Origin of the sequence: Solirubrobacter soli DSM 22325, from assembly GCF_000423665.1 — a bacterium.
Taxonomy (GTDB): domain Bacteria; phylum Actinomycetota; class Thermoleophilia; order Solirubrobacterales; family Solirubrobacteraceae; genus Solirubrobacter; species Solirubrobacter soli.
The window spans coordinates 67,302-83,017 of record NZ_AUIK01000029.1; the positions used below are offsets into that span (position 1 = coordinate 67,302).

Genomic DNA, 15,716 nt, shown 5'->3' on the forward strand with positions numbered 1-15,716 from the left:
GTGAGGTGCGATGAACCCTGATGAGATCCGGAGTCGCGTCGTGCGCGGCATCGGCTGGGTCGGCGCGGCGCAGGTGGTGCTGCAGATCACCCGGTCGATCGGCGCGATCGCCATCGCGCGGCTGCTGACGCCCGACGAGTACGGCCTCGCGATGCTCGCGCTGGTCTTCTCGAGCCTCGTGCTGGTCTTCTCGGACCTCGCGTTCGGGGCGGCGCTCGTGCAGCGGCCGAAGATCAACGAGGCCGACAAGAACACCGCGTTCTGGATCACGATGGGCAGCGGCGTGCTGTTCACCGGGCTCGGCGTGCTGCTCGCCCACCCGGTGGCGAGGGCGTACGGCGAGCCGCAGGTCGCGCCGCTCCTGGCCGCGCTCTCGGCGAGCTTCATGATCGGCGCCCTGGGCTCGACCCAGCAGTCGCTGCTGCTGCGCGAGATGGCGTTCAAGAAGACCGAGACCCTCGGGATCGTGGCCGCGATGGCCGGCATGATCGGCGCCGTCGTGTTCGCGGCGATGGGCACCGGCGCGTGGGCGATCATCGTCCAGCAGCTGGTCACCGCGGCCGTCTCGAGCCTGCTGCTGTGGCGCGCCTCGAGCTGGCGACCGCGCCTGCAGTACTCCAAGGCGAGCGCGAAGGACCTCTGGAGCTTCTCCTCCTACCTCGTCGGACACCGGCTCCTCTACTACGCCCACGCGAACGCGGACCGGTTCATCATCGGCCGGTACCTGGGCACGGCCGCGCTCGGCGCCTACGCCGTCGCCTACAACGTGATGCTCCAGCCGGTGGCGAAGGTGGCCGGGCCGGTGCAGCGCGTGCTGGCGCCCGCCTTCGCCCGGATGCAGGACGAGCCGGAGCGGATCGCGGCCGCCTGGGCGCGCGCGACGCGCCTCGTCGGGATGCTCTCGATCCCGACGCTCGCCGGCGTGATCGTGGTCGCGCCCGACTTCGTGCCGGTCGTCCTCGGCGACAAGTGGGACGCCGCCATCCCCGTCATCCAGATCATCGCCGTCGTCGGCATGGTCCAGGCCGTCCAGGGCGTGAACGTCGACATCCTGATGGCCCGCGACCGCACCAAGACCCTCTTCCGCTACAGCATCGTCTTCACGGCCGCCCACATCACCGCGTTCCTGATCGGCGTGCACTGGGGCATCAAGGGCGTCGCCATTGCTTACGCGATCTCCACCGCGCTCGTCGAGCCGATCCTGACCGTCCTCACCTCGCGTGCGCTGGGCGTCTCAGTAATGGTCTTCGTGCGCAGCCTGTCGGGTGTGGTCCAGGCCTCGGCGGTCATGGTCGCCGTGGTGTTCCTCGAGCGGATGTGGCTCGTCGACATGGGCGTCCCCGCGGCCGCCCGCCTGCTCTTCTGCGCGCTCACCGGCGCCGCCGTCTTCCTCACGCTCTGCGTCTGGCGCGTGCCCGAGGTCGCCCGCGACATCCGTCAGCTGCTCGCCAGCCGCCGCGGCGCCTCGCTCGCCGAGACCCCCGCCTAGCCGCCGCGGTACTCGTACGCGCCGGCGTCGGGCTTGCCGGTGCGGGAGTGGCCGCCGGCGTCGCGGGTGGGGGCGGCCTTCGGGTCGCCCGCGTTGATCGCGGCGGCGCGGGGCTTGAGGCGCCAGTTGCCCTCGCGGGGGTCGACGAACTGGGTGAAGGCGGACGGGACGACGCGGTCGCTGCGGTCGCAGCGCTTGTCGGTGAAGACGTTGTTCGTGTAGCGGACGCCGTCGGCGCAGGAGGCGGCGCGGCCGATGTTGCCGGTGATGTGGCCGTTGGCGATCGGGCCCTGGAGGGCGAGGCCGAGGTCCCAGACGTTGTTGCGCAGGGTCAGGCCGTCGAGGGGGTCGGCGCCGGTCATCAGCGAGTAGAAGCCGGGCTTGTCGCCGAGGTCGATCGACTTCTCGAGCACGGTGTTCTCGATGACGACGTTGCGCGGCGGCGGGTCGGCGCCGATGCGCGAGAGCAGGATGTCGAACACGGCGCAGTTGGTGAAGCGGCTGTTGCGGATCGTCAGGCCCTGGACGCCGAGCGCGAGCAGGCACTCCGTGTGGACGTCGCCCGAGGTGCGGGTGGCGTCGTGCCAGGTGACGTGGTCGTAGGTGATGTCGTAGCTCGTCGGCGTGCCGCCGATCATGCTCGCCTTCTCGTCCACCGAAGGGCCGATGCTGCCGCGCTTCCAGACGAAGTGTTTGACCCCGAGCAGGAAGTGGGTGGCGGTGTGCATGTCGTAGAGGCGGACGTTCTCGACGGGGTCGGCGGCGTTGCCGCTGTCGACGGTCAGGTAGGACGTGCTGCTCATCCCGCGGAGGATCACGTTGTCGGCTTTGATGTCGAGACCGTCGAACTTGACGCCGCGTCCGGAGGCCGCAATTTCTACTGGTTTTCCGGGCTTTGTCAGCACGGGAACAACTTGAGCGGGATATGAGCCTGGGGCGACCGCGACCAGGTCGCCTGCCTTGGCTGCCGTATAGGCCGCTTCCAGGGACCCACAAGGTGCCGATTTGCTGCACTTTGTGCCAGTGGCGCCGGGCGCCACATAGAGCTGCGGGACCCGCTTCGGCGCGACCGGGATCGCGGCGGATTCGCCACAGGCCCCTAGAAAAAGGGCGATCAACGACAGCGCGAAAGACCGCTTCATAGACGTCATTGATAGTGGGTCGTCCGCTATAAGGAACGCAGTCGGGCAGGTTTCGTGCTCGTCGTTGGCGAGCATCAGCGGGTCCGGAAGTTCGTCAGGGGAACATCGCAGGTTGGTCAACCCTGTGGGAGCAGGGGTTCCTGCGGTACATAGCGGGTCGAGGGGTGCCATGGGAGGCGCTTCGGCTTCGCGCTGCGTCGCGTTGATGCGCGGCGCAGGTGGAACGCATCGGGAGGTGCAATGTTCGTGCAGGGGAGCACGGCGGCTTCGGGCCGTCGTTGGTCGACGTACCCGCGCAGCAAGCGCGGTCAACTTTTCGGGAAGCTCGTAGCGGGGGCCCTCGTGGCATCGGCGTTGGTCAGCGCCGCTCCCGCGGCAGCGGCACCCGCAGGCCTCGTCGGGGCATGGAGCTTCGACGAGACGTCGGGGACGAAGATCACCGACACGTCCGGCGCCGGGAACAACGGCACCGCGGCCAACACCACGTTCACGACCGGCAAGTACGGCGGGGCGCTGAACTTCGACGGGACGAGCTCGATGGTGACCGTCCCCGACTCCGCGTCGCTGGACGCGACCACCGGCGTGACGGTCGAGGCGTGGGTCAAGCCCTCGTCGCTGAGCGGCGCGTGGCGCACGATCCTGGTCAAGGAGCAGCCGGCCAACATCGTCTACGGCGTCTACGCGGTCGATGCCAACGGCCGCCCGAGCGGTCACGTGTGGACGAACGGCGACAAGGTCGCGACGGGCAGCTCGGCGCCGGCGCTCAACGTGTGGTCGCACGTCGCGCAGACATGGGACGGCGCCACGATGCGCCTCTACCTCAACGGCACGCAGGTCGGCAGCCTCGCGGTGAGCGGCCGGGCGATGACGAGCTCGAGCCCGCTGCGCATCGGCGGCAACTCGATCTGGGGCGAGTACTTCAAGGGCGCGATCGACGACGTCCGCGTCTACAACCGAGCACTCACCGCCGCCGAGGTCGTGAGCGACTCCAACACGCCGGTCACGAGCGCGAACCCCGCGCCGACGCCGACGCCGACGCCGACCGCCACGCCCACGGCGACGGCGAGCCCGGACCGGACGGCACCGAGCGTCCCGCAGGGCCTGAACACCAGCGCCCGCACGCAGACGTCGGTGACGCTGAGCTGGAACGCGTCCACCGACAACGTCGGCGTGACCGGCTACCGGATCTACAACGGTGACACGACGAGCCTGCGCGGCACGACGACTCAGCCGAGCTACACGATCACCGGTCTGGCGTGTGGCACCAACTACTCCTTCGGCGTGACCGCGGTCGACGCGGCCGGCAACGAGTCCTACCGCCCGGAGGCGGTCGCCGGGACGTCGACCGCCGCGTGCTCGGCGACGCCGACGCCGACGCCCACCCCCACGGCAACGCCGACGGCCACGCCCAGCGCCACGCCGACGGCAACGCCCACCGCCACGCCCACCGCCACCCCGACGCCGCCCGCCTCGGACAAGGCGAACCTGTGGGTCGACACCAACGGCGGCAGCTGCTCGCGCCAGTCCACGGCGGGCGCATACGCCGACGCGGCCGCCTGCGGCACGCTCGACGCCGCCTGGAAGGCCGCCTCGATGGGTGACACCGTCGGGATCCGCGCCGGCAGCTACGGCTCCCAGACGCTGAGCAACCGCAGCGTCCGCGGCACCTCGCCGGGCGTCACGTTCCGCGCCGTCGGCGGCACGGTCGCCATCAACGGCCAGCTCGACTTCGGCGCTGACCCGGTGTTCGGCGGCTCCGGTCAGCTGCGCGCCGACTGGATCACGATGGTCGGCCCGTTCACGATCGGCAGCATCCGGTTCTTCCACACCACCAACATCACGATCGACGGGTTCACCTCCGACAAGAAGTGGACCGAGGGCAAGGCCGTCTACTTCGGTGGTGACACCGACAAGACCACGCTGCGCAACGCGGACATCTGCTGCAACCTCGACAGCCCGCTGATGGAGTCCACCGTCCCGGGGCCCGCGTCCAACGGCTACGGCCCGAACGCGAACATCACGTTCCAGGACGCGGAGATCCACGACATGCGCCGCACCGCGGCCGACGTCCACAACGAGTGCTTCCTCGCACCGGCGACGCCCGGCCTGACGCTCAACCGCACGCACTGGTACGGCTGCAATGTCATGAACATCAACATCGGCGCCTTCGGTGACTCGACGCCGTACTCGCAGTCCAACTACACCTGGACCAACAACATCTTCGAGTCGCCCACGGACCGCAACGAGAACGACAAGACCGGCTTCCCGATGTTCCAGGGCTGCAACACGCCCAGTCCCTCGACCAAGCCGGGCTGGGTCGTGGCGTACAACATCATCGAGACCGGGTGGTACTCCTGCCCCGGCGAGAGCGGCCTGACGCTGCGCGCCAACGTGGGCAAGATCGGCTCCAGCTGCCTCGGCGGCGGCGTGACCTTCGAATACAACGTCTGGTCGGACCGCACCTGCGGCAGCACCGACAAGATGAGCTCGACGCTCTTCTCGAGCGCGAACTTCACCAACATCGCCGCCCACGACTGGAGCTACCGCCCCGGCGCCTTCCAGATCGACAAGGGCAACCCGTCGAACTATCCCTCGACGGACATGAACAACCGCGCGCGGCCGGTGGGCGCTGCCCCTGACGCGGGCGCCTACGAGTACGGAAACTAGCCGCCCGGAAGGCGCGGCGGTCCTGCCCCCAGGGCCGCCGCGCCGCTTATAGCAGCACCCGCGCCTCCCCGAATAGGGGGAGCACCCTATGCCGCCTGGACCGCCGCGTGGCCGATGGGAGAGGGAATTCGTTTCGAAGCCCCCGTTGGTCCGGGGGCCTGGTCACAACCCCCTCTTCCGCTTTGGAGGTCCAGATGTCGCACATCGATCAATCGATGCGCTCCCGCATGCAATCGCTGCACAGAACGGCGCGGCGTTCCGCCGCCATCCTGGCCACGCTCGGCCTGGCGATGACAGTCCCGGCAGGCGTCGCCGCAGCGCAGTCCAACGGCCTCGTGGGTGCATGGTCGTTCGACGAGACCTCCGGCAGCACGGTCGCCGACGTCTCCGGCGCCCGCAACAACGGCACCGTCGCCAACATCGCCCGCACGACGGGCAAGAACGGCGGCGCGCTCGACTTCAACGGCACCAGCTCGATGGTCACGGTGCCGGACTCCGCGTCGCTCGACCTCTCGGGCGCGCTGACGATCGAGGCGTGGGTCAAGCCCTCGACGATCACCGGCCAGTGGCGCACGGTCGTGCTCAAGGAGCAGTCCGCCAACCTCGCCTACGCGCTCTACGCGGGTGATGACGCCAGCCGCCCGGCCGGCCACGTCTGGGCCGGCCGCGACGCCGCCACGCAGGGCCCGTCCACGCTCGCGCTGTCGAAGTGGACCCACCTCGCAACGACCTGGGACGGCGCGACGCAGCGCGTCTTCGTCAACGGCACGCAGGTCGCCTCCGCCGCGCTGAAGGGCTCGGCGCCGATCTCCGGCAGCCCGCTCCGCATCGGCGGCAACTCCGTCTGGGGCGAGTACTTCAAGGGCGCGATCGACGACGTCCGCGTCTACAACCGCGCGCTGACCGCGACCGAGATCATCGCCGACTCCAACAAGGCCGTCACGACGCCCGCCCCCGCGCCGACCCCGACGCCCACGCCCACGCCGACGTCCACGCCGAGCCCGACCCCCACGGCGAGCCCGACGCCCACGCCGGTGCCGGACAGCACCGCGCCGAGCGTCCCGCAGGGCCTGAACACCAGCGCGCGCACGACCACGTCGGTGACGCTGAGCTGGAACGCCTCGACCGACAACGTCGGCGTGACCGGCTACCGCCTGTACAACGGGACGACGCTGCTCGGCTCGACCGTCTCCCCGTCCTACACCTTCTCCGGTCTGACCTGCGGGACCGACTACGCGTTCGGCGTCACCGCGGTCGACGCGGCCGGCAACGAGTCCTACCGTCCCGAGGCCGTCGCGAGCACCTCGACCGCGGCGTGCCCGGTCGCGACGCCCACGGCGACGCCTTCGCCCACGGCCACCCCGTCGCCCACCGCGACCGCGACCCCGAGCCCGACCGCGACCCCGACCCCGACCGCGACGCCCACCCCGCCGAGCGGGAACCTGAGCTCCGCGAACCTGTGGGTCGACACCAACGGCGGCAGCTGCGCCCGCCAGGCGACCGCCGGTGCCTACAACGACGCCGCGGCCTGCGGCTCTTTCGACGCCGCCTGGAAGGCCGCCTCGATGGGTGACGTCGTCGGCGTCAAGGCCGGCAGCTACGGCGCTCAGACCTTGAGCAACCGCAGCGTCCGCGGCACCTCGCCGGGCGTCACGTTCCAGGCCGCCGGCGGCACCGTCGCCATCAACGGCCAGCTCGACTTCGGCGCCGACCCGGTCTTCGGCGGCTCCAGCCAGCAGCGCGCCGACTGGATCACCCTGATCGGCCCGTACACGATCGGCAGCGTCCGCTTCTTCCACACCACCAACATCACCATCGACGGCTTCACCACCGACAAGAAGTGGACCGAGGGCAAGGCCGTCTACTTCGGCGGCGACACCGACAAGACCACGCTCCGCAACGCGGACATCTGCTGCAACCTCGATACGCCGCTGATGGAGTCCACGGTGCCGGGTCCGGCCAGCGCGGGCTACGGCGCGAACTCGAACATCACGTTCGAGGACGCGAAGATCCACTCGATGCGCCGCACCAGCGACACGGTGCACAACGAGTGCTTCCTCGCCCCGGCGACCCCGGGCCTGACGCTCAACCGCACGCACTGGTACGGCTGCAACGTCATGAACATCAACATCGGCGCCTTCGGTGACTCGACCCCGTACTCCCAGTCCAACTACAAGTGGACGAACAACATCTTCGAGTCCCCGACCGACAAGAACGAGAACGACAAGACCGGCTTCCCGATGTTCCAGGGCTGCAACACGCCCAGCCCTTCCACCAAGCCCGGCTGGGTCGTCGCCTACAACATGATCGAGACCGGCTGGTACTCCTGCCCCGGCGAGACGGGCCTGACGCTGCGCGCCAACGTGGGCAAGATCGGCTCCAGCTGCCTCGGCAGCGGCGTGACCTTCGAGTACAACGTCTGGTCGGACCGCACCTGCGGCTCCACCGACAAGATGAGCTCGACGCTCTTCTCGAGCGCGAACTTCGCCGACATCGCCAACCACAACTGGTCGATCAAGGCCGGCGCCGTCCAGATCGACAAGGGCAGCCCGACCAACTACACGGCGACTGACATCAACAACCGGCCGCGCCCGGTCGGCGCGGCGCCGGACGCCGGGCCCTTCGAGTACGGAAACTAAACCTCGAAGTTCGATCGGCCCGCGCCCACCGGCGCGGGCCGATTCGCTTCTACATCTGGTTTCCCGGGCGGCAGTCCGAGGTATCAACGCTGCCGAGAGGTTCGTCAGGGGAACTTCGAGCATCTCATTTGACCTCGATGTCACACGGGTCGGTCGCGCGTGGCATCACTTCGATCTGCCGTACGTGCGCCTAGGGGAGGTGCCGATGACGCGTATGGGGTCTGAGCCCTATCCGGATCAATTTCGGTGCGCCGATGACCTTCAAAGACAGGTCATTGCCACCGCCGCTCTCCCCTCGGAGGACCCGATGCCGGACCGCCTCACCCTCATGACGACCATCCGCCGCTGCTCGGCAGCACTCGTGACCGCCGCGGCGGCCGCCGCGCTGCTCCCCGCCACCGCATCCGCGGCCGGCTCCGGGCTGGCCGGCGCCTGGGCGTTCGACGAGGCCTCCGGCGACGTGTTCTCCGACGCCTCCGGCGCGCAGAACAACGGCACCGCCTCAGACGTCGCCCGCACCGGCGGCCGTCATGGTGGCGCCGCCCTCTTCAACGGCAAGACCTCGGTCGTCACCCTGCCGGCGACCGCGGCAAGAGCCGTGACCGTCGAGGCGTGGGTCAAGCCGACCGCGCGCAACACGCGGCGCGTCGTGCTGGTCGCGGCCGGCCGCGGCGGTGCGCAGCTCGTGCTGGGCGCCGGCCTCGAGGTGGCCTCCGACAAGCGCCTGACGCTCAACCGCTGGGCGCATCTGGCCGTCACCACCGACGGCCGCACGCAGCAGGTCTTCATCGACGGCAAGCGAGTCGCAAAGGGCACGCAGACGACGGCCGGCGCGGCCGACGCCCTGCGGCTCGGCGCGGGCTTCAAGGGCGCGCTCGACGACGTCCGCGTGTACACGCGGACCCTGAGCACGGCGGATCTGAAGGCCGACCGCGCCGCGGCGGTCCTGCCGCCGGCGTTCACGTCGGTCGACCCGGGCCCGCTGGTGCCGACGTTGCCGCCGCTCCCGCCGCTCCCGCCGCTGCTCCCGACGCCCACCGCGACGCCGGAGCCCACCGCGACGCCCGCGCCGACCGTCACGCCGACGCCGACCGCGACCGCCACGCCGACCCGGACGCCCACGCCGACGCCGACCGCAACGCCCACCCCGACCGCGACGGCGACCGCCACCGCCACGCCCACGGCGACCCCCACTTCGACCCCGACGGCCACGCCCACGGCGACCGCGACCGCCACGCCCACGGCGACCGCCACGGCCTCCCCGACGGCCACGCCGGACCGCCAGGCGCCGAGCGTGCCCCAGGGCCTGACGACCAGCAACCGCACCACGACCTCGGTGACGCTGAGCTGGAACCCGTCGACCGACAACGTCGGCGTGACCGGCTACCGGATCTACAACGGCAACACCTCCAACCTGCGCGGCACGACGACGCAGGCCACCTACACGGCCACGGGCCTGGCCTGCGGCACCAGCTACGACTTCGGCATCACCGCCGTCGACGCGGCCGGCAACGAGTCCTACCGGCCTGAGGCGATCGCCAGCACGTTCACGGCGGCCTGCCCGGCCACGCCGACGCCGACGCCGACGGCGACCCCCACCGCGACGGCGACCCCCACGGTCACGGCGACCCCGACCGCGACGCCTACGGCCACGCCTTCGCCGCAGCCGACGGGCTCGGCCAACCTGTGGGTCGACACCAACGGCGGCAGCTGCTCGCGCCAGTCCACCGCGGGCGCCTACGCCGACGCGGCTGCCTGCGGCTCGCTCGACGCGGCCTGGAAGGCCGCGAGCATGGGCGACACGGTCGGCATCAAGCCGGGTACGTACGGCTCGCAGACCATGAGCAACCGCAGCGTCCGCGGCACCTCGCCCGGCGTGACCTTCCGCGCCGACGGCGGCACGGTCGCCATCAACGGCCAGCTGGACTTCGGCGCCGACCCGGTCTTCGGCGGCTCCAGCCAGCAGCGCGCCGACTGGATCACCCTCGTCGGGCCGTTCACGATCGGCAGCATCCGCTTCTTCCACAGCACGAACATCACGATCGACGGCTTCACCACCGACAAGAAGTGGACCACCGGCAAGGCGGTCTACTTCGGCGGCGACACCGACAAGACGACGCTGCGCCACGCCGACATCTGCTGCAACCTGGACACGCCGCTGATGGAGTCGACGGTCCCGGGTCCGGCGTCCAACGGTTACGGCCCGAACTCGAACATCACCTTCGAGGACGCGAAGATCCACTCGATGCGCCGCAACAGCGCCGATGTCCACAACGAGTGCTTCCTGGCACCGGCGACACCCGGCCTGACGCTCAACCGCACCCATTGGTACGGGTGCAATGTCATGAACATCAACATCGGTGCGTTCGGTGACTCGACGGACTATTCACAGTCCAACTACAAGTGGACGAACAACATCTTCGAGTCGCCCACCGATCGCAACGAGAACGACAAGACGGGCTTCCCGATGTTCCAGGGCTGCAACACGCCGGCGCCGTCCACCAAGCCCGGCTGGGTCGTCGCCTACAACGTCATCGAGACCGGCTGGTACAGCTGCCCCGGCGACAGCGGGCTCACGCTGCGGGCCAACGTCGGCAAGATCGGCTCGAGTTGTCTCTCTGGCGTGACGTTCGAATACAACGTCTGGTCGGACCGCACGTGTGGCAGCACCGACAAGATGAGCTCGACGCTCTTCTCGAGCGCGAACTTCACCAACATCGCCGCCCACGACTGGAGCTACAAGGCCGGCGCGTTCCAGATCGACAAGGGCCACCCGTCCAACTACACCGCGACGGACATGAACAACCGTGCCCGTCCGGTCGGCGCGGCACCTGACGCCGGCCCGTACGAATACGGCAACTGACACCCGTGGGCGAGGCGTCCCGGGCTCCGGGACGCCGCCCCGCGGCGGGGTCGTACACCTTTCGGCTTCGTTGACTATCTCCTCCTAGCCGAGGTCTGTATATTGACCCCGCCGAGGCGGCATGAGTCGCTTCGTCGTGGGCGTACCTGTACATGGTCAGTGCAGGCTGGGGTCCGCGCATGGTCAGCGCGGTCGAATCGCACATGCCGGATTTGCGCAACGGGATGCGTAGACGGCGAACGGGGTGGTCGTCTTGAGGATGGGTTCGTTCCCACGCGTATCCGCGCGTGTCCGGGTGGGTCTGGTGGCGGTGGCGCTCGCAGCGCTCGTCTGCCCGACCGCCGCGCATGCGGCGCCCGGCACCCCCGCGATCAACTCACCGGGGAGTTACACGTGGAGCACCTCGAGCACGATCGTGTTCACGGGTACCGCCGAGGCCAACGTGACGGTCGAGCTCTTCGACGACACCACCTCGGCCGGCACGACCACCGCCAACAACTCCGGCGCCTGGTCCAAGACGCTCACCAACGTCGCCGACGGCGATCACCTGTTCAGCGCGAAGGCGTCCAACGCCACCGGCACCTCGCCGGCGTCCGCGATGAAGGTGATCCGCGTCGACTCCACCGCGCCCGCCGCGCCGGTCTTCACCGCGCCCGCCGAGGGAAGCTCCGTCCCGTCGGACTTCACGCTCACCGGCACGGCCGAGAACGGCGCCACGGTCGAGGTCTTCGAGAACGGCTCCTCGCGTGGCACCGTCGCGGTCAGCGGGGGGTCGTGGTCTCGCGCGATGACCGGCGTGACCACCGGGACGCGCACCTTCACCGCCCGCGCCCGTGACATGGCGGGCAACATCTCCGCCGCCGGCACGCGCACCGTCACGGTCGGCAACTCGCCCGCGCCCGACACGACCATCACGTCCGCCTCCACCGGCGCGTCGTCGTCGTTCAGCTTCAGCGCGACGATCTCCGGCTCGACCTTCGAGTGCCGCCTGGACGGCCCCAGCGGCGCCGGCAGCTTCTCGCCGTGCTCGTCGCCGAAGTCCTACAGCGGCCTCGCGGCCGGCAGCTACACGTTCCTCGTCCGCGCGATCAGCCCGTCCGCGACCGCCGACCCCAGCCCGGCGTCGAACGCGTTCACGGTCGCCGCGGCCGCCCCGCCCGCGCCTGCGATCACGAGCCCCGCGGACAACGCCTGGTACACGTCGTCGACGGTCACCCTGTCCGGCACCGCCGCGACCAACACGACGATCACGGTCTACGAGGGCGCGACCGTTCGCGCCACCGCGACGACGTCGATCTCCGGCACGTGGTCGGCCTCGATCGGCGGCGTCGCCGACGGCACGCACACGTACACCGCGACCGCCACCGCCTCCGGCGGCGCGACCTCACCCGCCTCGACGGCGCGCAGCGTGCGCGTCGACACGCGGGCCCCGGCCGTTCCCGTCGTGCTCACGCCGGCCGACGGCAGCGTCCAGGGCTCAGCGACGGTGACCGTCTCCGGCACGGGCGAGGTGGGCGCGACGATCGCCGTCTACGACGGCGCCGTCTCGCGCGGGAACACCACGGTCAACGGCGGCGGCAGCTGGAGCCTCGTGCTCAGCGCCGTCGGCGAAGGCGCGCACGCGTACTCCGCCTACGCCTCCGACGCCGCCGGCAACACGTCGGCGGCCTCGTCCGCGAACCGGGTCACGATCGACACCGTCGCGCCGGCCGCGCCCGTCGTCGGCTCGCCGGCGGACAACGCGCTGCTCGCCTCCTCCTCGGTGACGCTCTCGGGCACCGCCGAGGGCAACGCCGCGATCGCCGTCCTCGACGGCGCGACCACGGTCGCCACCGCCCAGGCCGCCGCCGGCGGCGCCTGGACCGCGACGGTCAACGGTGTCAGCGATGGCACACACGGCTTCACGGTCACCGCGACCGACGCCGTGGGCAACCGCTCGGGCGCGTCCGCGACCCGCACCGTCCGGATCGACACCACGGCGCCTGACGCGCCCGCGATCACCTCGCCGGACGAGGGGGCGCTGCTCGCCTCCAAGACGGTGTCGGTGTCCGGCACCGGCGAGGCGAACGCCTCGGTGGAGCTCTTCGAGGGCCTGGCTTCGCTCGGCGTCGCCACGGCCGACGACTCGGGTGCCTGGTCCGTGCAGGTCCCCAACGCCGCCGACGGCTCGCACACGTACTGGGCGCGCGCCACCGACGCGGCGGGCAACCCCTCCGCGCCCTCTTCGGCCCGCACGCTGCAGGTCGACTCGTCCGTGCCCGCCTCCAACATCAACTCCGGCCCGTCCGGCCTGACCTCGACCCGCAGCCCCTCGTTCACGTTCGCGGCCGACGCGAGCGGGGCGACGTTCAGCTGCCGCCTCGACGGCCCGGGCGCCACGACGGGCAGCGACGGCGCCTGCACGTCGCCGAAGGCGTACTCGTCGCTCGCCGACGGCGCCTACACGTTCTCGGTCGTGGCGACCAGCGCCGCCGGCCGCACCGGCGCCCCCGTCACCCAGACGTTCACGGTCGACGCGACCGCCCCGTCGGCGCCGACGTTCTCGTCGCCGTCGGAGAACGCGTGGGTGACCACGTCGACCTTCACGCTGAGTGGCACCGCCGAGGCGGGCTCCTCCGTGACCGTGTCCGAGTCGGCCGGGCCGCGAGGCACGACGACCACCAACGGCTCGGGCGTCTGGACGCTCCAGCTCACCGGTGTCAGTGACGGCACGCACGGCTACTCGGCGCGGGCGACCGACACCGCGGGGAACGTGTCCACGGCGTCGTTCACGCGCACGCTGCGCATCGACACGATCGCGCCGGACACGAGCATCTCGTCGGGTCCGTCGGGCTCGCAGACCGCGACGTCGGCGTCGTTCGCCTTCACCGCGACCGAGAGCGGCTCGACGTTCGACTGCCGCCTCGACGGCCCGGGCTCCACGACGGGCAGCTGGAGCACCTGCACCTCGCCGAAGGCGTACAGCAGCCTGGCGCTCGGCGCCTACACGTTCCGTGTCCGGGCCAAGGACGGGGCGGGCAACACCGATGCCAGCGACGCGACGCGCGCGTTCACGGTCGACGCGGCGCCCACGCCGACCCCGACCCCGACCGCGACGCCCACGGCCACCCCCACGGCCACGCCCACCGCGACCCCCACCGCCACCCCGACGGCCACCCCGACGGCGACGCCGACCGCCACGCCCACGGCGACGGCGACCCCCACCCCGACGCCCGACAAGACCCCGCCGAGCGGGATCAAGGGCCTGGTCACCAGCGCCCGCACCGACACGTCGGTCACGCTGAGCTGGAACGCGTCGACCGACAACGTCGGCGTGGTCGGCTACAAGGTCTACAACGGCGACACCAACAGCCTCCGCGGCACGACGGTGCAGCCGACGTACACGATCACGGGCCTGGCCTGCGGGACGAGCTACCAGTTCGGCATCACCGCGGTCGACGCGGCGGGCAACGAGTCCTACCGCCCCGAAGCGGTCGCCGGCACCTACACGAACGCGTGCCCGACGCCCACCCCGACGCCGACGCCCACCGCGACCGCGACGCCGACCGCCACGGCCACGCCCACGGCCACGGCGACCCCGACCGCCACGGCCACGCCGACGGCGACCGCTACGGCCACCGCCACCGCCACGGCCACCCCGACGGCGACCGCGACGGCCACGGCGACCGCCTCCCCGACGGTCACCGCCACGCCCACGTCGGTGCCTGACACCGGCGACCTCACCCAGGCCAACCTGTGGATCGACCCCAACGGCGGTACCTGCGCCCGCAAGACGACCGCGAGCGACTACGTCGACGCCGGCGCGTGCGCGACGTTCGACGCCGCCTGGAAGGCCGCGAGCATGGGTGACGTCATCGGCGTCAAGGCCGGCAGCTACAGCGGCCAGAAGCTGAGCAACCGCAGCGTCCGTGGCACCGCCCCGGGCATCACGTTCCGCGCCTCCGGCGGCACGGTCGCGATCAACGGCCAGCTCGACTTCGGCGAGGACTCCGCGTTCGGTGGCACCGGCCAGCGACGCGCGGACTGGATCACGCTGATCGGCCCGTTCTCGATCGGCAACGTCCGCTTCTTCCACACGACCAACATCACGATCGACGGCTTCACGATCGACAAGAAGTGGTCGACCGGCAAGGCCGTCTACTTCGGTGGTGACACCGACAAGACGACGCTGCGCCACGGCGACATCTGCTGCAACCTCGACACGCCGCTGATGGAGTCCACGGTCCCCGGCCCGTCCACGAGCGGGTACGGCCCGAACTCCAACATCACGTTCGAGGACGCGAAGATCCACTCGATGCGCCGCACCGCGGCCGACGTCCACAACGAGTGCTTCCTCGCGCCCGCCACGCCGGGCCTGACGCTGAACCGCACCCACTGGTGGGGCTGCAACGTGATGAACATCAACGTCGGCGCCTTCGGCGACTCGGCCCCGTACGACCAGACCAACTACACCTGGACGAACAACATCTTCGAGTCCCCGACCGACCGGACGGAGCTCGACAAGACCGGCTATCCGTTCTTCCAGGGCTGCAACACCCCCGACCCGTCGAAGAAGACGGGCTGGTTGGTCGCCTACAACGTCATCGAGACCTCCTGGTACGGCTGCTCCGGCGACTCCGGCGCGGTCATCCGCGGCAACGTCGGCAAGATCGGCAGCTGCCTGAAGGGCTCGGTGACGTTCGAGTACAACGTCTGGTCGGACCGCACCTGCAGCTCGACCGACCGCATGGTCTCGACGCTGTTCTCGACGGCGAACTTCACCAGCATCGCCAACCACGACTGGTCGTACCCGAAGGGCGCCGTCCAGATCGACAAGGGCAGCCCGACGAACTACCCGTCGGTCGACATGAACAACAAGCCCCGCCCGGTCGGCGCCGCCGCCGACGCGGGTCCCTTCGAGTACGGAAACTAGCCAC

Annotated in this window: 6 protein-coding genes; 5 read left to right on the forward strand and 1 reads right to left on the reverse strand. The window is 70.5% G+C overall.

Features of this window, described 5'->3' with window-relative positions; translation table 11 throughout:
- The first annotated feature begins 10 nt into the window (after nt 1-10).
- A complete protein-coding gene (locus G569_RS0123630) occupies nt 11-1,489 on the forward strand; it encodes an MOP flippase family protein (RefSeq protein WP_028065258.1) in 1,479 nt (492 codons plus the stop codon).
- Here G569_RS0123630 and G569_RS0123635 read toward each other — a convergent pair.
- The gene (locus G569_RS0123635) at nt 1,486-2,394 is read right to left on the reverse strand and encodes a choice-of-anchor Q domain-containing protein (RefSeq protein ID WP_211233057.1); all 909 of its coding nucleotides are present in this window, start codon (nt 2,392-2,394) and stop codon (nt 1,486-1,488) included. The two genes, G569_RS0123630 and G569_RS0123635, sit on opposite strands and share 4 nt — an antisense overlap.
- Nucleotides 2,395-2,973: 579 nt before the next feature.
- Between G569_RS0123635 and G569_RS58735 the strand changes: the two genes are divergently transcribed.
- The 4 genes from G569_RS58735 (at nt 2,974) to G569_RS0123660 (ending at nt 15,712) form a co-directional block, all read left to right on the forward strand.
- Nucleotides 2,974-5,298: a LamG-like jellyroll fold domain-containing protein gene (locus G569_RS58735; protein WP_053226875.1), complete on the forward strand. Its 2,325-nt coding sequence runs from the start codon at nt 2,974-2,976 to the stop codon at nt 5,296-5,298.
- A 227-nt stretch (nt 5,299-5,525) separates the two neighbouring features.
- Nucleotides 5,526-7,937, forward strand: coding sequence for a LamG-like jellyroll fold domain-containing protein (locus G569_RS58740; protein ID WP_211233058.1), 2,412 nt, complete (start codon nt 5,526-5,528; stop codon nt 7,935-7,937).
- 328 nt (nt 7,938-8,265) lie between these two features.
- On the forward strand, nt 8,266-10,800 hold the full coding sequence (locus G569_RS63980; protein WP_169542225.1) for a LamG-like jellyroll fold domain-containing protein: 2,535 nt from the start codon (nt 8,266-8,268) through the stop codon (nt 10,798-10,800).
- Nucleotides 10,801-11,110: 310 nt separating this feature from the next.
- The gene (locus G569_RS0123660) at nt 11,111-15,712 is read left to right on the forward strand and encodes an Ig-like domain-containing protein (RefSeq protein WP_169542226.1); all 4,602 of its coding nucleotides are present in this window, start codon (nt 11,111-11,113) and stop codon (nt 15,710-15,712) included.
- Nucleotides 15,713-15,716: the final 4 nt, after the last annotated feature.

Coding starts and splice junctions, on each gene's coding strand:
- G569_RS0123630 (WP_028065258.1), top strand. CDS start 11: ATGAACCCTGATGAGATCCGGAGTCGCGTCGTGCGCGGCATCGGCTGG.
- G569_RS58740 (WP_211233058.1), top strand. CDS start 5,526: ATGCAATCGCTGCACAGAACGGCGCGGCGTTCCGCCGCCATCCTGGCC.
- G569_RS63980 (WP_169542225.1), top strand. CDS start 8,266: ATGACGACCATCCGCCGCTGCTCGGCAGCACTCGTGACCGCCGCGGCG.